Annotated in this window: 11 protein-coding genes; 7 read left to right on the top strand and 4 right to left on the bottom strand. The window is 75.6% G+C overall.

Going from position 1 to position 17,592, the window contains the following annotated elements:
- Nucleotides 1-826 precede the first annotated feature (826 nt).
- The 3 genes from ACFVFR_RS17140 (at nt 827) to ACFVFR_RS17130 (ending at nt 4,122) form a co-directional block, all read left to right on the top strand.
- Complete coding sequence (locus ACFVFR_RS17140) at nt 827-2,272, top strand: dihydrolipoyl dehydrogenase family protein (RefSeq protein ID WP_383702260.1); 1,446 nt, start codon at nt 827-829, stop codon at nt 2,270-2,272.
- A 722-nt stretch (nt 2,273-2,994) separates the two neighbouring features.
- Nucleotides 2,995-3,504: a GNAT family N-acetyltransferase gene (locus tag ACFVFR_RS17135; protein WP_383702258.1), complete on the top strand. Its 510-nt coding sequence runs from the start codon at nt 2,995-2,997 to the stop codon at nt 3,502-3,504.
- A gap of 318 nt (nt 3,505-3,822) precedes the next feature.
- Entirely contained in the window at nt 3,823-4,122 is a 300-nt protein-coding gene (locus tag ACFVFR_RS17130) for an ATP-binding protein (RefSeq protein WP_383702408.1), read from the top strand.
- A 134-nt stretch (nt 4,123-4,256) separates the two neighbouring features.
- Here the strand turns inward: ACFVFR_RS17130 and ACFVFR_RS17125 are convergent, their stop codons facing one another.
- Both ACFVFR_RS17125 and ACFVFR_RS17120 read right to left on the bottom strand, forming a co-directional pair.
- A complete protein-coding gene (locus ACFVFR_RS17125) occupies nt 4,257-4,739 on the bottom strand; it encodes a DUF456 domain-containing protein (RefSeq protein ID WP_383702256.1) in 483 nt (160 codons plus the stop codon).
- A gap of 116 nt (nt 4,740-4,855) precedes the next feature.
- The gene (locus ACFVFR_RS17120; protein WP_383702254.1) at nt 4,856-6,253 is read right to left on the bottom strand and encodes a helix-turn-helix domain-containing protein; all 1,398 of its coding nucleotides are present in this window, start codon (nt 6,251-6,253) and stop codon (nt 4,856-4,858) included.
- Between the two features lie 2,382 nt (nt 6,254-8,635).
- On the opposite strand from ACFVFR_RS17120, the gene ACFVFR_RS17115 reads away from it, so the two are divergent.
- The 3 genes from ACFVFR_RS17115 (at nt 8,636) to ACFVFR_RS17105 (ending at nt 12,819) form a co-directional block, all read left to right on the top strand.
- Entirely contained in the window at nt 8,636-10,237 is a 1,602-nt protein-coding gene (locus tag ACFVFR_RS17115; RefSeq protein WP_383702252.1) for a protein phosphatase 2C domain-containing protein, read from the top strand.
- A 111-nt stretch (nt 10,238-10,348) separates the two neighbouring features.
- Nucleotides 10,349-12,091 (top strand): pyruvate dehydrogenase, encoded by a 1,743-nt coding sequence (locus ACFVFR_RS17110; RefSeq protein ID WP_383702250.1) that lies wholly within the window; start codon nt 10,349-10,351, stop codon nt 12,089-12,091.
- 326 nt (nt 12,092-12,417) lie between these two features.
- Nucleotides 12,418-12,819, top strand: a complete 402-nt coding sequence (locus tag ACFVFR_RS17105; RefSeq protein ID WP_383702406.1) for an ATP-binding protein — start codon at nt 12,418-12,420, stop codon at nt 12,817-12,819.
- A 206-nt stretch (nt 12,820-13,025) separates the two neighbouring features.
- Here the strand turns inward: ACFVFR_RS17105 and ACFVFR_RS17100 are convergent, their stop codons facing one another.
- Nucleotides 13,026-14,111, bottom strand: coding sequence for a DUF2637 domain-containing protein (locus ACFVFR_RS17100; RefSeq protein ID WP_383702248.1), 1,086 nt, complete (start codon nt 14,109-14,111; stop codon nt 13,026-13,028).
- Nucleotides 14,112-15,013: 902 nt separating this feature from the next.
- Here ACFVFR_RS17100 and ACFVFR_RS17095 point away from each other — a divergent pair.
- The gene (locus ACFVFR_RS17095) at nt 15,014-15,691 is read left to right on the top strand and encodes a GntR family transcriptional regulator (RefSeq protein ID WP_383702247.1); all 678 of its coding nucleotides are present in this window, start codon (nt 15,014-15,016) and stop codon (nt 15,689-15,691) included.
- Nucleotides 15,692-16,176: 485 nt separating this feature from the next.
- On the opposite strand, the gene ACFVFR_RS17090 is transcribed toward ACFVFR_RS17095, so the two are convergent.
- Entirely contained in the window at nt 16,177-17,004 is an 828-nt protein-coding gene (locus tag ACFVFR_RS17090) for a hypothetical protein (RefSeq protein WP_383702245.1), read from the bottom strand.
- Nucleotides 17,005-17,592 lie beyond the last annotated feature (588 nt).

The following is a 17,592-nucleotide window of genomic DNA, read 5'->3' as shown; positions in this document are numbered from 1 at the left end:
CGACCGCGCCCGCTGCCGGGCCCGCACGCCCCTCGGGCCCGGCGGCGGGCCGGCCCGCCCGGCCTCGCGCGGCGACGGGCCGCCGTGAGAGCGGGGTTCGGTAGCGGTGGGGCACACGGGGCGGGGGAGGGGGCTGGCGTCGGCCTGGCCCGCGCCCGCGTGTCGGCCGGGCGTATATATCGGTCGGTCCTACGTTTCGGCTGAGCCTATGTATCGCCCGGGCCAGGTATCAGTCGGTCCTCTATGTCGGTCGGGCCTGCTTGCCGGCCGGGCGATACGTAGGCCCGTCCTACGTTTCGGCTGAGCCTATGTATCGCCTGGGCTGGGTATCAGCCCGGTCCTCTATGTCGGCCGGGCCAGAACATCGGCTGGGCTTACGTACCGGGCGAGCCTGGGTATCAGCCGGGCCTACATATCAACCGGACCTCCATGTCACCTGGGCCTACACATCGGCTGGACCTATGTTTCAGCCGAGCCTCCGTATCGGTCGGGCCTATATGGAGGACCGTGCCACCTATCGGCGGGGCTTGCGTGACGGCGGGGCTCGTGTGGTGATCGGGCACCGTCGTGGTGACCTGGTGCCCGTTCCCCGCGTCCGGGTGGCTCGGGGCGGGGCGCGGGGTAAGGATGGAGCCTTGCGGAGGACGCGGCCCGCGCGGTCGCCGCCAGCGGGACGAGTCGGGTCAGAGCGAGTCGGGTCGGGGGCGGTGTCAGGGTGGTGCCGTCGAGGGCGACGCCGGGCCGGCGGCGAAGCCGTAGCCGAGTCGTTGCCGAAGGCCCCCGGGGCCCAGTCGTCAAGAGAGAGCGGGTTGCGATGGACGCCGCCATGGATGTGTACGACGTGATCGTCCTGGGCGCGGGCCCGGTGGGCGAGAACCTGGCCGACCGGGCGCACGCGGCGGGCCTGTCCGCCGTTGTCGTGGAGAGCGAACTCGTCGGCGGGGAGTGCTCGTACTGGGCCTGCATGCCGAGCAAGGCGCTACTGCGCCCGGTGCTCGCGCAGGCCGACGCGCGCCGTACGCCGGGGCTGCGCCAGGCCGCCGCCGGGCCGCTCGACGCGCCCGCCGTGCTCGCCCACCGCGACGCGTTCGCCGCGCACTGGAAGGACGACGGCCAGGCCCAGTGGTTGGACTCGGTGGGCATCGACCTGGTGCGCGGGCACGGGCGTCTGGACGGGCCCCGGCGCGTCACGGTCACGGCGCCGGACGGTCAGCGGCGGACGCTCACCGCGCGGCACGCCGTCGCGGTGTGTACCGGTAGCCGCGCCGCCCTGCCCGACCTGCCGGGGCTCGCCGACGCGCGGCCGTGGACCAGCCGTGAGGCCACCAGCGCCGCCAGCGTTCCGGGGCGGCTCGCGGTGGTCGGCGGTGGCGTCGTCGCCGTCGAGATGGCCACCGCCTGGCAAGCGCTGGGCGCCGAGGTCACCCTGCTGGTGCGCGGCGATGGCCTGCTACCCCGTATGGAGCCGTTCGCCGGCGAGCTGGTGGCCGCCGCCCTCGCCGAGGCCGGCGTCGACCTGCGCACCGGCACGTCGGTGACGGGCGTACGCCGCCCCGACCCGTCCGGACCCGTGACCCTCACCCTCTCCGGTGACGGGGCGACCGGGGACGGCACCGTCAAGGCGGACGAGGTGCTGTTCGCCACCGGGCGGGCGCCGCGCACCGACGACATCGGCCTGGAGAGCGTCGGCCTGACCCCCGGCGCGTGGCTCGACGTGGACGACACGTGTCAGGTGCGGGACGTGCCGGGCGGCTGGCTGTACGCGGCGGGCGACAGCAACCACCGCGCGCTGCTGACCCACCAGGGCAAGTACCAGGCGCGCATCGCGGGAGCCGTCATCGCCGCCCGAGCGCAGGGGGTGCCGCTTCTGGAGACCGACCCGTGGGGCGCGCACGTGGCCACCGCCGACCGCGCCGGCGCACCCCAGGTGGTCTTCGCCGACCCCGAACTGGCCGCGGTCGGCCTGACCGCGGCCGAGGCGGAACGCGCGGGCCGCCGCGTGCGGGTCATCGACCAGGACCTGGGCCAGGTGGCCGGGGCCAGCCTCTACGTGGACGGCTACCGGGGACGCGCCCGCGTCGTGGTGGACCTGGACCGCGACCACCTCATCGGAGCCACCTTCGCGGGCCCCGCCGTGGGCGAGCTCCTCCACTCCGCGACCCTGGCCGTCGTGGGCGAGATCCCTCTGGACCGCCTCTGGCACGCGGTCCCCGCCTACCCCACCATCAGCGAGGTCTGGTTGCGGCTGCTGGAGGCGTACCGGAACACGTGAGCAGCACGCCGTGAGGCCAACCCCGGATCGCGGTGGGTGCCTTGACCGCCGGCCGAACCGGGGGCCGATGACCCGGGGCGGTTCCTCGCCGCTTCGGTGGCGCGGGCTGAGGCCGGGAGCGGCGAGGGGTGGGGCGGCATGGTCGACTCCGCCGTGGCCCGTGCCCGCCGGCACGTCACCCGGGCCTGTCGAAGGCCGCGGATGCGCGTGGTCGGGTGCGAGCGGGCCGCCAGGTTCCGGGGGCGGGGGTGGAGAACGGTTCGCGGTGGACGTTCCCCGGCCCCTGGCTCTCCGGTGCCGGGACCGCCAACGGCCGTGGTGGGGAGGCGCCCGGCCCGCCGAGGTGGGTGCGGGCGGAAGGGCGGTACTCGCGTGGGTTCCAGCCGGTGCCCAGCCCGCGCGGGGAGGTGTGCGGCGGGCGACGCCCTGCCGGAGTCCGCCACGCTCTCGGGCGGGCGATTCCCGACCGGCCTCTCGTGGCCGGAGTGCGGGTGACCACGCATCAACTCCGCTGAAACCTTATGGAGTTGTTCAGCGCTGAGTAGTCCGGTACTGTCCACCGTTCCTCGACCAAGACGACGTCGCCGTGTCCGTCTGGCGGGGCCGCGCCGGGGCCCGTCCGGCGGCTCGCCCGAGTGGCCCGAGCGGCGGATCTCACGGCCCGTCCGCTGGCGCGGCTCCTCGTGGACCGACGCGTACCACTCCCGACCTGAAAGCGATCCATGCCTGTTCGCCCCGCCACCGCCCACGACACCGACTTCCTGTGGCGCGTCCTGTTGGAGGCGTACAACTGGGACGGCGAGCGGCGGTTCACTCTCGAAGAACTCGCCGCCGCCCCGCACGCCAGCCGCTACCTCGTCGGCTGGCCCCGCGCGGGCGATTTCGGGGTCGTCGCGGAGACCGACGCCGGTGAACCGGTCGGCGCGACCTGGGCGCGGTCGCTGCCCGAGGACGAGCCCGGGTACGGCTTCGTCGCGCCGGACGTCCCCGAACTGACTCTCGGCGTGCTGCCCGGACACCGGGGCCGTGGCCACGGTCGGGCGCTCATGGTGGCCCTGATCAGGGCGGCGACGCTGAGGCGGCCCGAGGTCACCCGCATCAGCCTGAGCGTCGAGGACGGCAACCCCGCCGTGCGTCTCTACGCCTCCCTCGGCTTCACCAGGGTCGGGCGTAGCGGAGCGTCCGACACCATGGTGCGGGACGTCCGGGCCGGCACCCCCCACGGCGGGTGACCGGCCGCCCGGGGTGGGTTCGCCGGGCCCCGGTTCGCGGAGCGCGTCCCTGATCCCGTCGCGGGACTCCGAGCCCCTCGCCGGTATCCGGAGATTCCGGCGCGCGGGGTGGGGCGCGTGGTTTCGATGTGGAATGAGCTGGGAGTGCGAGGTTTCGGAATCTCCCAAGGTGGGCGGGGTCGTATTGAGCCCTCTCTCGGTTTGTCTGCGGGCCGGATTTCGTACGCTGAATTCTGGCGCCTTCCTCGGACGCTCGGTAAGGCGCGCAAGTGGGCTGGGCATAACTTGCAGAATTCGCCCTTTCCGTAACCCGCTGAGATAGCGTATTGGGTTCCTGTCGTGGTGAATGAGCTCGCTACGAACGCGGTCGAGCACAACGCCGGCGTGCCAGGCTTCGATAGGATGCGCGTGGCGCTGGGGATGTCGGGCCAGGCTGTCCTTGTCTCGGTTACGGACGAGGGCGTCAAGGCCGGCATTCCTAGGCAGAGGGTGTCAGATGACCAGGCCGAGAATGGGCGGGGTCTTTCCCTGGTTGCCTCCCTCGCCGAACGCCTTGTGTTTCACGAGACCCCTCACGGATACAGGGTCACGGCGGAACTGCTCGCGCCCGGGCGCTGAAAGGCGCTTGTGGCGCCGGGGTCCGGGCGGTCCGCTCGTCGGAGTCGCTGCCAGGTGGGCGGAGCCGCCACGGCCAGCCCCCCGCGCCCGCCACCACCTTCACGGCCCGAAGCCGCCGACCCGTCCGCGCGGTGTCAGGTGAGGATCACCGTGGCCAGCCAGGCGCTGGTGATCAGCAGGCAGAGGGTCAGCTCGACGAGGACGGCGTAGCCGATGGCGCGTAGGGCGTCGCGGGTGGAGACCAGGGCGGGGCCGTGGGCGCCGAGGCGTACGCGCTCGGCGGCGTAGAGTCCGATGACGAAGCCCGGTAGGGCGCCGATGACGGGCAGGGCGACGAAGCCGACCGCGGCGGTGCACGCGGCGAGCAGGAGCGTGCGCCGGGTGACGCCCGAGCCGGGCATGCCGCGGGCGGGCAGCAGCCACCTCAGCACCTGGTTGAGCAGCAGCAGGCCCGTCGCCCCGGCCAGCAGGGCCCAGGCCGCCGTGGTCTTCTCGGCCATCGACCACCACAGCACCCCCGCCCAGACGAGCAACGGCCCCGGCACCCCCGGCAGCACGACGCCCACCAGCCCGAACAGCAGCACCAGGCCGGCGAGGACGAGTTGCCCAGCACCCATCTCCCCAGGTTGCCGGAGCGGCCGGCGGACCGCGCGTCGGACGCCGCCCACCCACCGTGGGCCCTCGCGCACCGCGCTACCGCCCGCCGGAGGGGGCCGCCCGCACCGTGGCCGCTCTAAACCGGCCAGCCCGTCGGTGCGTGGGTGGCCCCGTACGGCGCGGGCAGCGGCGTCCGGGGAGCCGGCGGGCGGGGCGGGGTGGCGGTCGGCACGGCCGGCCGGGTCGGGGCCGTGGCGTGGGGCGCGGCGGCGCGCGGGGCGGCGCCGGCGGGCAGGGAGATCCAGTGCCGCTCGCGCGCGTGCCAGCCGAGTTGCAGCCTGGTGGTCACGCCGGCCCGCTCCATCAGCCCCTTCACGCGGCGCTGCACGGTACGCAGCCCGAGGTCGAGTTGTTTGGCGACGCTCGCGTCGGTCAGCCCGGCCAGCAACAGGGCCAGGATCTCCAGATCCGTCGCGTCCGGCCCGTCGGGCGCCACGGGCGCCGGGGCCACCGGTCGGGCTGACATGCCGGCCGCGTCGGGCCGCAGCGGTGTCGCCTCCCGCCACACGCCCTCGAAGAGCGCGCGGAGCGCGGCGAGCAGCCCGCTGGGGTGAACGACCAGCGCCTCACGTTCGGCCGCCGGCTGCCGGGCCGTGTCGGGGCGTCGCCCCCGAAGCCCCGGCGCGGGCGGCGCGCTCGCGGCATGGCCGTTCGTGCCGTACACCGCCGCGCCCTGACCGGCCGTGCCGTAACCGCGCACGGCCGGACCGCCGGGGCCGTGCCCCCGCGCGCCGTGGTCGCACGGGCCGTCGCCTCCCATGCCGTCGTCGCGCTCGCCGTCGTACGAGGCGGCGTACGCGTCGCGCGGGAGGCCGGGCCAGGCGGCCCGCGCGTCGCAGCACGGGCGGTGCAGCGCGGTCAGCGCGAGATGCCCGTCCACGACCAGCAGCGTCGTCGGTAGCCGGTCCACCACCCGGATCTTGGCCTCGTAGTCGCGCCCCAGGGTCGTCGAGAGCGCGCCGAGTGTCGTGGGCCGGGTCAGCAGGGCCCGCTCCACCACGACGCGGTGGCGTATCTCCGGCCGGCACGGCAGCCCGCTCGGCACGCGTTCCGCCGCGGGAACCAGCGCGCACACCTCGTCGGACGCCGTCGCGACCAGTTGGAGCCAACGGTGGCCGATGGCGGCGGTGCCGCAGGCGACCTCCACCACGTCCCGCGCCGGCGGGCGGGGCGACTCGTCGCGGTACGCGTCGGCCAGGGCCGCGACGGCCCGCTCCGCCCGTTCCAACTCGTGGCGCCGCCGGCTGAGCAGCGTGCCCAGCGCCGCGCTGGGCGGCACGGCGACCCACCGCCCGGCGCGCCCGGAGGAGCGCGCCGTGAGCCCCTGCCGCTCCAGGCGGCGTAACGCCCGCTCGACGTCCTCTTCCGAACGGGCCAGTTGGAGCGCGAGTTCGGAGACCTCGGTGGCACCGAACCCCACCAGGATCCGGTACGCCGACTCCTGCACCTCGTCGAGCCCCAGTGCACTCAGCATGCCGCGCCCTCCCAGAAAGTTCGGTTAGCGAAAGCCGGTGGACGACGCGGGGTCAACGACTGGTGGCGACGGGAATACGCCGCGGCGTGAACCCGCCCCGCGGTCCCATCCTCGCACTGGCCGGCGCGTTCCTGACCAGTCGATCGGCGGGGACCGGGGGCGCGCTGGCCGGGGCGGAGCACCGTGGTCGGGGCCGGGGGACGTTCCTGGCTTCCGGTCCGCGCGCGTCGTGTGCGGTGGAGAATATGGGCCATGAGCCAGCAGGGGGAACACCGTCACGGCCACGAGGACGACTGGTGGCGGGAGTTGTACGAGGCGGACCTGGACGACACCGGCCCCGCCGTCGGGCCGGACTCACTGGACGACCGGTTCGACTCGGCGACCCAGACGCTCGGCGCGCTGCCGGGCGGTCCCGCGCCGGTCGACGCCCGTCCCCCCGCGACCCCGCCCGAACCACCGCCCACGCCGCGCCCCAAGGCCCCCGCCGCCCCACCCGCGCCCCCGGCCGCTCCCCCCACGACCACACCTTCCCGGCCGGCCGCACCCCCCGTGACTCCCGCGTCCGTCGCGCCCCCCGAGCCATCGACGCCGCCCGCGCCGTCCGTCTCGCCCGCACCTTCCGCGCCGTCTGCTCCGCCCGCTGCGTCGTCCGCCGCGTCCGAGCCGCCCGCGTCGTCGGGCCGGCCGTACGCCTCCGACGCCCTCGCCGCGCCACGATCCGCCGACCGGCCGACGCTCCCCGCCTCGCGGACCGCGCCACAGCCGCCGGAGCCGACGACCGCACCAGCACCGGAGCCGGCACCGGCACGACCGGGCCCGCCGCGACCGCCCCAGCGACCGGCCCCGCCCGCGTCACGGGAGAGTGCCCCGACACCGGAGGCCGCGCCGTCACGGGAGAGTGCCCCGACACCGGAGGCCGCGCCGTCACGGGAGGACGCCGCCTCGCCCCAGGGCACCCCGGCGCGGGAGGCGGGTCCGACGGCGGCTCCAGCGACGGAGGAGCTGCCCTGGTGGGAGCAGCCCGCCACGGCGCAGCTGCTGGCCTGGTGGGACCCGACCCCCGAGCGCCCAGCCGCACCCGCCCCGCCTGTCCCACCCGGCCCGGTCGCCCCGCCCGACTCCGCGCCTGGGCCCGCCGCCCCACCCGAGCCCGAACCGCTCGGAACGGGACCGGCAGGGCCGGGGCAGTTCGCGACGGAAGCGTCGCCGCCGCACCGGAGCGACGCCCGCGCAGGCGACGTGGAGCCAGCCGAGACGCAACCGCCCACCTCTCCCACGCGCGGCACCGCCTCCACGGACGAGCCCGGCCGCGACGAGTCGGGCGCCGGGGGATCGGCCACGGCGTCCCCGACCGCCGGCGAACCGTCCGCCGCCGGGGCCGGTACGAGCACGCCGGAGGCGGCAGGTCAACCGGGCACGGACCAGGGCGAGTCGGGTCGCCTGAGCGTGGGAGAGCCGTTGGGCTACGAGCTGACGCCGAACGAGCCCGCCGCGTTCGCCCTCGACTCGGCCGCCCTCGCCGACCCCGTCCCCGACACGTCCGGCCGTGAGGCCATCAGCCCGGACGCCACCCCGCCGCACCCCTCGGCCCCGCCGGGCCCCCGCGACTCGGACGCCTCGCCTCAGGACCCGCCTCGGGACGCCGCGCGGGGCCCTGCCCCGGACCCCGCCTCACCCTCGCCCCCACGTCCATCCGCCCCGGCGGGCCCCAGCGACCCGGACGCCTCACCCCAGGATTCGTCCCAGGCCCCGCCTCGGGACCTCGCGCGCCCCTCGGCCCCGGCGGGTCCCGCCGACCCAGATGCCTCGCCCCAGGCACCGCCCCAGGACCCCGCTCCACCTTCGGCCCGGGACTCCACCCACGGCGTGGCCGAAGCCGACGCCCCGGGCCCGCCTCACGAACCCGCCCCGGGGGCAGCCCGCGACCTCCCCCGAAGGCCCGGCCACGCGGGCGGGCCGAGCCCGAGCGCGGCTCCGCCCGTGACCCCGGGCCCGACGCCCCTCGGGAGCCCCGCGGCCGCCGCCTCCCCGGCGAACACCGCCTCCCCGGCGAGCACCCCCACCCCCGCGAGCACCCCCACCCCGACGGACGGCGTACCCGCGAGCGGGGCGGGCCCGGTCGGGCCCGGGGGTGGGGCGTCGGGCCGGCCACGTGGGGGGCCGCAGACGGTCGCCCCGGTGGTCGGCTGGCCCTGGGACCTGTCGTTCGGGGGCGGTCCGAGCCCGGCCACGGGGCACCGGACGGAGCCGACGGCGGGTCCGCCCGCCGGCCCCGGCCCCGCGCGGCCGGTCGCTCGCGCGCCGTGGGAGGCTCCGCCGCCACCGGGCACCGAGGGCGGGGCCCCCGGCCTCCCCGGCTTCGGGACGCCCGCCGGGTTCGCGATGCCCAGCCCGACGACGCCGCCCAACGCCCTGAGCGGCGTCAACCGCCCCGCGCCTCCGGGCACCACCCACACCCCCCGCCACGACGCCCCCCACCCACACACCGCCCCCCACCGCACCACCGCCCACACCCACCGCCCCGGCACCCGACACACCCACCGCGCCCCCACCAGCCACGCCGCCGACGCCAGCACCAGCACCAACGCCGGGGGCGGCCCCGATCTCGGCGCCACCGCCAGTGCCCCGGGTGGCCCGAGCCGCGACGTACCGGCCACAGCTCCCCGCCCCGCCGACTCCTGGACCAGCCCCGACGTCGGCCCGACGCCGACCGTCCCGCAACCGTCCGGCCCCGTCGCCCCCGCGCGCGACCTCGGCGCCGCACCACCCGGCCTCGGGGCCGGGGCCCCGGCACGGCCCGCCGACCGGGGGGAGGCGCGACCCGTCCAGCCCGGCCAGCCGCGTCGCGAGGGGGAGTTCATCGGGACCCGCCCGCCCACGTACGCGGCCGAGCCGACCGCGCTCCCGCCGGCCGACGCGGCGGACCTGGACGACCTGGTGCCCGACACCACCCTGGACGGCGCCAGCTACGGCTCGCTGACGCTGCGTGCCGCCTCCTCGCGCGGGGACTCGGCGAGGTACCGGGGCGAGCCTCGCCGCGACGCACTGCTGACCGCGCGCTTCGGCAGCGGTGACGACGCGCTGCTCCTGGTGGCCGTCGCCAGCGGGGCGCGTGCCGCGCCGCTGGCGCACCGGGCGGCCCGCGAGCTGTGCGCCTCGATCGGCGCGGCGATCGGGCGAAGCCACCTCCGACTCGCGGACGACATCCACAGCGAGCGCCGCGCCGCGCTCAAGTCCGGCCTCCAACGTCTCACCGACCGGGCCTACGTGCGGCTGCGGGCCCGCGCCGGGGAGCTGGCCCTGGACCCGGCCGCGTACACGGCGTCGCTGCGCTGCCTGCTGCTGCCGGTGGCGCCCGGCTGCCGCACCCGGGTGTTCTTCGGCGTCGGCGACGGCGGACTGCACCGGCTGCGCGAGGGTGCCTGGCAGGACCTGGAGCCCGCCGTCACCGGGCCGGAGCCGCCGGCCGGCCACGCCCAGGACCCCGGCGCGGACCACACCACCGTTCTTGGCACCCTCCCGCCCCGGCCCGCCCGCGCGGACGGCCCGCCCGCCGAAGCGCGGCCCCCCGTCGACCCGCGACTGACCACGGGGTTGGCCGCCAGCGAGCCCGCGCCGGACCCGGCGGCCACGACCGGCGTGGCCGAACCGCCCCCACCGCGCGAGCCGGGTCGGGACACGGCGGCGGTCCCACCCGCCTCCGACGCTCCCGGCGCGTGGGAGGCCGGGGCGGCGGACGCCGACGCCGCGCCCGTCGAACCGTTCCGCTTCCAGGCCACCGTCGCCCGGCCGGGGGACGCGCTGCTGCTGTGCGGCCCGGGTCTCGCGGAGCCGTTCGCCACGGTGCCGGCGTTCGCCGACGCGCTGCGCCAGCGGTGGTCGCACGCGGAGCCGCCGGGGCTCGCGGCGTTCCTGGCCGACGTACGGCTGCGGGTCAAGGGGTACGCGGATGACCGTACGGCGGTGGTCGTCTGGGAGGCGTAACCGCGCTGTTCGTGGGTTGATGGGAACAACCGGGGCACCCGGCCCGGACCACGGGCGCCCGTTCTCCGGCGCCCGGAACCTGCGAGACCCAGCGGAAGGGGCGAGCGCGCGATGGCGAAGCAGACCGTGGCGGAGCAGTTCGTGGACATCCTGGTACGGGCCGGGGTGCGGCGGCTGTACGGGGTGGTGGGTGACAGTCTCAACCCGGTCATCGACGCGATTCGTCGCACGTCGGGAATCGACTGGGTGCAGGTGCGGCACGAGGAGACCGCCGCGTTCGCCGCCGGCGCCGAGGCCCAGCTCACCGGCACCCTCGCGGCCTGCGCCGGCTCCTGTGGGCCCGGCAACGTCCACCTGATCAACGGCCTGTACGACGCGCACCGCTCCATGGCCCCGGTGCTCGCGCTGGCCGCGCAGATCCCCAGCAGCGAGATCGGCACCGGCTACTTCCAGGAGACCCACCCCGACCAGCTCTTCCGCGAGTGCAGCCACTACAGCGAGCTGATCTCCAACTCCCGGCAGATGCCCCGGGTGCTCCAGACCGCCGTCCAGCACGCCATCGGCCGGGGTGGGGTCAGCGTGGTCTCGCTGCCCGGCGACGTGGCCGCCGAGCAGGCCCCCGAGCGGGCGGTCCAGCACGCGCTGGTCACCTCGCGCCCCTCCGTACGCCCCGGCGACGCCGAGATCGACGCGCTGGCCCGGCTCGTGGACGACGCGAAGCGGGTGACGCTGTTCTGCGGCAGCGGAACGGCCGGCGCGCACGAGGAGGTGATGGCGTTCGCGGACCGGGTCAAGGCCCCGGTGGGCCACGCGCTGCGCGGCAAGGAGTGGATCCAGTACGAGAATCCCTACGACGTCGGCATGAGCGGCCTGCTCGGCTACGGGGCGGCGTACGAGGCCACCCACGAGTGCGATCTGCTGATCCTGCTGGGCACCGACTTCCCGTACAACGCCTTCCTGCCGGACGACGTGAAGATCGTGCAGGTCGACGTGCGGCCCGAGCACCTGGGACGGCGCTCCACGCTGGAACTGGCGGTCTGGGGCGACGTACGCGAGACGCTGCGCTGTCTGACGCCCCGGGTGCGGGCCAGGACGAACCGCAAGTTCCTCGACCGGATGCTGCGTAAACACGCGGACGCGCTGGAAGGGGTCGTCAAGGCGTACACCCGCCGCGTGGACAAGCACGTACCCATCCATCCGGAGTACGTCGCCTCCGTGCTGGACGAGGAGGCCAGTGACGATGCGGTCTTCACGGTGGACACCGGAATGTGCAACGTCTGGGCGGCCCGGTACCTGACGCCCAACGGCCGCCGCCGGGTGATCGGTTCCTTTACGCACGGCTCGATGGCCAACGCCCTGCCGCAGGCGGTCGGCGCGCAGTTCCTGGACCGGAAGCGGCAGGTCGTCTCGATGTCGGGCGACGGCGGGTTCTCCATGCTGATGGGCGACTTCCTCACCCTGGTGCAGTACGACCTCCCGGTGAAGGTCGTCCTCTTCAACAACTCCTCGCTCGGCATGGTCGAGCTGGAGATGCTGGTCGCGGGCCTGCCGGCATATGGCACGAGCAACCACAACCCGGACTTCGCCGAAATCGCCCGCGCGGCCGGCGCCTACGGGGTACGCGTGGAGAAGCCCAAACAGCTTCGCGGCGCGCTGCGGGACGCCTTCGCGCACCGGGGCCCGGCTCTGGTGGACGTCGTGACCGACCCGCACGCGTTGTCGATCCCGCCCAAGATCCGGGCGGAGATGGTGACGGGCTTCGCGCTCTCCGCGAGCAAGATCGTTCTGGATGGTGGCGTGGGCAAGATGGTGCAGATGGCCCGCTCGAACCTGCGCAACCTGCCCCGCCCTTGAGCCGTGGCGGGGAATGTGGGTCGGTCGAGTGGGCATGCATGGTGAGAGCGCGCGTTCGAATCACACGGTTCGTCGGACGGACGGGGAACGACAGGCAAGGTTCGGGGCGGGGAGGCATGAAGCGTCAGCCTGCGCGGTCAAGCGATACGGACCTCCGGTGGGAAGCCGACACGGCGACCCTCGGACGGGACGCGTCGGGGGAGGCCGCATGGAGCACGAGGCAGACCAGGAACGTCGTGGGGGAGGCCGGAGGGATCGCCGGAGCACAGGGAAGGGTCGCGGCGTACGACGCCGGCGGGGCGGGGCCCGAGGACACCGAACCACAGATGACGCGGCAGTTGCGCCGAGCCGAGCTCACGGGGGTCTCCGACGTCCGCCGGGCGCTGCGCGAACTGTTGCGACAGTGGGGCGGCAGCCCGGACCAGGCCCATGTCGCGGAGCTGTTGACCAGCGAACTGACCACCAACGCCCTGGTGCACACCGACAGCGGCGCCGTCGTTCGGGTCCGGCTGCCGCGCGGCGCGCACGGCCAGGTCGGCGACCGGCTGCGGGTCGAGGTCCGGGACTTCGCCGACCGGCTGCCCCGACCACGCCGGGAGGCACCGCACGCGGGCACCTCGGGGCGCGGGCTGCTGCTCGTGGAGGCGATGGCCGACACGTGGGGCGTGCGCGAGCACGCCGTGGGCAAGGTCGTCTGGTTCGAACTCGCGGCGCACGCCCCTGACTGACCCTCCGGGAAGCGGGCGCCGCCAGCGTAGGTCCGACGAGGTCGGGCGCGGTGCACGGGGTGGCGCGACCCCCTGCCCGAGCGGCGGTCCGCACCAGGCCCCGGCTGCCCCCGGGGCGGGGATGGCCGGCGCCGCCCCGGTCCCGTACGCGACGTGGCCCGTACGGGAGATCCCGTACGGGCCACGTGTGTGCGGCGTGTCCTGACTCAGCCGAACTGACGCTCGATCTCCGCGAGCTTCTCCTCCAGGGAGTCGAGGCGCGGGATGGTGAGCGTGTCGTCCTCGGCGGTCAGGTCAACGGTACGCGGGCGGCCAGAGGCCGCCGCGCTACCCTCCTTCTCGGTGGTGACCGGCTGGAGCGCCGGACGGGAGAGCACGGGGAGGCTTCCGGGCCTCTCGTGCCCGGCCGCCTCGGGTATGGCACTCTCCGAACTCAACTGCCCGGCCGGTGCCGGCAGCCCGCCCCCGGCGTCCACCTGACGCCCACCGCGCCGACCCCACATCCGGTGCTGACGGTTGTAGGCGCGGATGCGAGCCCGGTCCAGCTTGTCCTGGTCGCGCCGGCGCTGGCGCTCCTGGTCCTTCTGCCGCCGGTCTTCGCGGACCTCCTCCACGGCCTCGTCCAGCGTGCGGACGCCCTCCAGCAGCATGAGCGACCAGGCGGCGAACGTCTCCCGGGGAGCCCGCAGCCAGCGCACGATCCGGATCTGCGGCAGCGGGCGCGGCACCAGACCCTGCTCGCGCAGGGCGGCCCGACGGGTCTGCTTCAGCGCGCGGTCGAAGAGGACGGCCGCCGAGAGCGACATGCCCGCGAAGAAGTGCGGCGCGCCGGCGTGCCCCATGCCCCGCGGCGCGTGCACCCAGTTGAACCAGGCCGCGGCCCCGGCGAACGTCCACACCAGCAGGCGCGAACCGAGCGCGGCGTCACCGTGGCTCGCCTCGCGCACCGCCAGCACCGAGCAGAACATGGCCGCGCCGTCGAGCCCGAACGGCACCAGGTACTCCCAGCCGCCATCCAGGTTCAGGTTCTGCCGGCCGAAGCCCACCAGACCGTGGAAGGAGAGCGCCGCGGCGACGGCCGCACAGCAGAACAGCAGCAGATACGAGGCGCTGCCGTAGATGGCTTCCTTGCGTCGCCGGCGCTCCTCGCTGCGCTCCCAGGAGTCCACGCCCGCCGCGTCCTTGCCGGCGGCCTTCTGGCCACGCGTCCGCAACATCACCGCTACCGCGACCCCGACGACGGCTACGGCGACCGGAAGCGCCCAATCAAGCGATATATCGGTCATTTTCATCCGGTGCCCCTTGCCTCGCTTCCGTGACGTTTAAGCCGCAGTGCGACCTATCGCGGGTCATCTTGACGGAACCGGACCTTGTCCTAGGGCGTTTCCGGGCAAGAGGACGCCAACGGAGATCCGAGGTATCCGGACAGGCGCGATGCGGGCCGAACGCGGGCACGATGACGCCGCGTCGCGTTCGAGTCGCGAAACCCGATGGGGTGAATCTACCGCAAGTGTTTGGTGTGATTGACCAGTTGCGGCACGTCGAGCGGCGACGAATCTCGGACGGCCCGGAGTGTGGGCGTACCCAGGGGCGCGCGCCGACCGGAGAGGGCGCGTCGGGACCCCGACGCCCACGATGTGGGCAGGTGGTCCGATGAGTCGTCGACGTCAACGTACGCGGTGATCTTAACGGCACGTCAGGCCGACGGGGTGTCAGTCCCGTGCGCGGGAGCCGGAGGGGGCCTCGGAGAGGGCCTCGGGTGGGGTGGCGGGTGCCGGGTTCGTGCGGCGCGTGGCCTTTGGCGATCAGCGGGTCGGCGGGTGGCGGGCACGCCTCGCGGCAGGTGGTGCGCGGGCAGGTCGCGCGGGTCTCCGTCGCGCGCGGCTCTCCCCGGGGCGCGGCGTGGGGTGGGGTGATCGTCGATCGCGGGTCGGGTCCCGGCGCGCGGCGCCCCCGGTCGGTGACCGATGGCACGGGTCGGGCGGTGGCCGGTCGTACGCGGCGCGCGGCGCCCGGGGTCGGGGGCGCGGGGGAGGGGTGCGGTCGCGCGTGGGTCGTCGCGTCGCGGACCGCGTCAGGTAAGGCTTGCCTTACGCGAATCGGGCGGTGTGGGAATTGTCGCGCTATCCGCCTATGGTGCATGAAGCCTGGAAACTCCGGGCCAAGGCGGACAGCTACGCGGCAGGGGGCCCGAGTGCAGCAGCGCGCCGCGCGGACGGAGGCGAGCGAGCGGCCCGAAGGGCGCGCCGGGCCGGTGCCGCCGGGCGTGCTCCGCCGGTTCTCGGTGCGTGACCAGGTGCTGGACGCGCTGCGGACCGCGCTGCTCGCGGGGGAGCTGACGCCCGGTCGGCTCTACTCCGCGCCCTCGCTCGCCGAGCGGTTCGGCGTCTCGGCGACCCCGGTGCGTGAGGCCATGCAGCGACTGGCCAGCGAGGGTGCCGTGCACGTGGTGCCCAACCGGGGCTTTCGGATCGCCCAGCCCTCCGCGCGCGATGCCGCCGAACTCGCCGAGGTGCGGGCTCTGCTGGAGGTGCCGGCGATACTGCGACTGACGCGTACGGTGCCGGCCCGGCACTGGGCGGCGCTGCGCCCGCTCGCCGACAGCGCGACGTTGGCCGCGGCCAACGGTGACGTGGCCGGCTACGCGGACGCGGACCGGGCCTTCCACGGAGCGGTGCTCGGTTTGAGTGGCAACAGTCAACTCGTCGTGGTGGCCGAGGAGTTGCACCGACGCTCCCAGTGGTCGCCCACGGCCGACCACGGTCAGCGGGACCTGGTCGCCGACGCCGCCGAGCACGCCGCGCTGCTCAGCGCGCTCGCCTCGGGTGACGCGGCGACGGCGGAGTCGGTGGTCCGCGCGCACTTCGCGTGAGACGCGCGTTCGCGCGCGGCCTCGTCCCACGCCCGCGCGGGGTGACCGTCTCGCCCCCCGGCTGTACGCCCCGGCCGGGCCAGCGGCGCCCCCGCCGCTGGCACCCCGGCAGCACTCCGGTCCGCTCCGCCCCGCCCGCGCGCGGGCGCGTGACGGGCGGACGGCGAACGCCCGACAGGCGGACGGCGTACGCGGTGCTCGCGGCGGCGCGGACGCGGCGGCGGCCACCGACCGGTGTGGCGGGCGCCCCCGGCCCGGCCTGGCCCGGCCCGCTCGGCCTCCTGCGCTGGGGGTGACCACGTATCCGGGGGCGGCGAACAGGGGGCCGTGACCGGCCGTCGCGCCCCTGGGTGGCCGTCGCGTGGTGTCCGGTACCCCCGGTCGGCCGGCGCCCTGAGTGCCGCCGGTCCGCCGGGGCCCGATGCTCGCCGGATCCGGCGTCCCCGGGTGGCCGCCAGGGGGCCGGATGGCTCGGCGGGGCGGGGTCAGTCGGCCGCCGCGCTGTCCTCGGGGGCGGCTTCCATCGCCCGCAGCCGGCGCGCCAGCCAGGCGGGCACGCCGCCGAGCAGCCGTACCAGGCGGCCCGCCTCCGCGCGTAACCGGGCCGCCTCCGGCTCGGACTCGACACTGGCCAGCGCGACCAGGGCCGGGGCGATGCCGATCAGGTAGCCCAACTCCTCGCGTAGCCGCAGCGATTCGGCGAATCCGTGGCGGGCCTCGGCTCGCTCGCCCCGCTCCTCGGCCATCGCGGCCAGGTGCCGCCAGGTGAACGAGGACAGCAGCGTGTCGCCCTGCGACAGGGCCGCGGCGTGGGCGCGCTGGAAGGCGGCCTGGGCGCTGGACGCGTTCTTCGACAGGTGCTGCGCGAGCAGGCCGCGCCGGAAGTCGAGCAGCGGCCGGGACCGCGAGTCGGGGCCCAGGAGCGCCGCCGCCCGACCGAGCGCCGCGCGCGCCTCGTCCGCCCGGTCGCGGTTGCCGAAGAGCGTGGCCGCGTACGCCAGGTGGCCGCGCTCGCACGCCGCGGCCCCGCGCTCGTCGTCGGTGTGGGCGATGGCCTCCGCCGCGCGCAACGCGTCCTCGGCCGCCTCCCAACTGCCCGCGGTGAACATGCACTGTTCGGTCAGTACGGAGCTGCGCAGTCGGGCCGCGGCCGGGTCGGTCGTGGCGTGCGGGCTCAGCAGCTCCGCGGCGTCGTGCCAGCAGGCGCGCGAACGCAGCCGCCACACCGCCGTGTGCAACGGGTCGTCCAGGAGTCCGGCGGGTAGCCCGCTCCCTGGCCCTACTTCGGAATCCGACGATCCAGAACGTGACATGGCGGTGTCCGCCACATTGCCCTCCCCAAGCGCGCCATCGAGCCGGAAGTCGTGCGCGCATCTCAACACGGAGAACAGGGCCCGGCCAAGAGGTAGGTGTGAATCAATTCACAATCTTGGACCTCCGCTGGCCAGGTAAAGGCAGACGCGCGGTGATAATGGCCGGCCGTGCGAACGCCGCGTTCGGAGGGGGCCGGGCGCGGCGCGCCCGTGGCACGCCGCCCGGGTGATCGCCACCGGGTTGGCCGGCGGGACCGTATTCGTCACCGGCGTCCGCCGGGGCACCGGCGCCGCCGTGGCCGCGGCGTTCGCCGCGCGGGGTGCCCTGGTCGCGGTGCGCTACCGCGCCGGCGACGGGCCGCTTCCCGAGGGCGTCACGCCTCATCACCAGATCGGCACCGCCGAGGCGGCCGAGCGGACGCGGGGCGAACTCCTGGGCCCGGGCGCGCCCGACGCCATGACGTACGGCCGGGGCCTGCCGGGACCCGGCGCCGTGACCGAGCTCCCCGACGCGGTCGAGGCCCGACTGGGGTCCGGCTGGGGTCGGTGCCGGTGCTCGTCGACGACCCCGCGCCCCGCGAGAGTCGG

It is taken from the genome of Streptomyces sp. NPDC057702 (genome assembly GCF_042799315.1).
In the GTDB taxonomy this organism is placed as follows: Bacteria; Actinomycetota; Actinomycetes; order Streptomycetales; family Streptomycetaceae; genus Streptomyces.
Note: the sequence above shows the minus strand (reverse complement) of the source record. Positions and strands in the feature narration are given on the sequence as shown.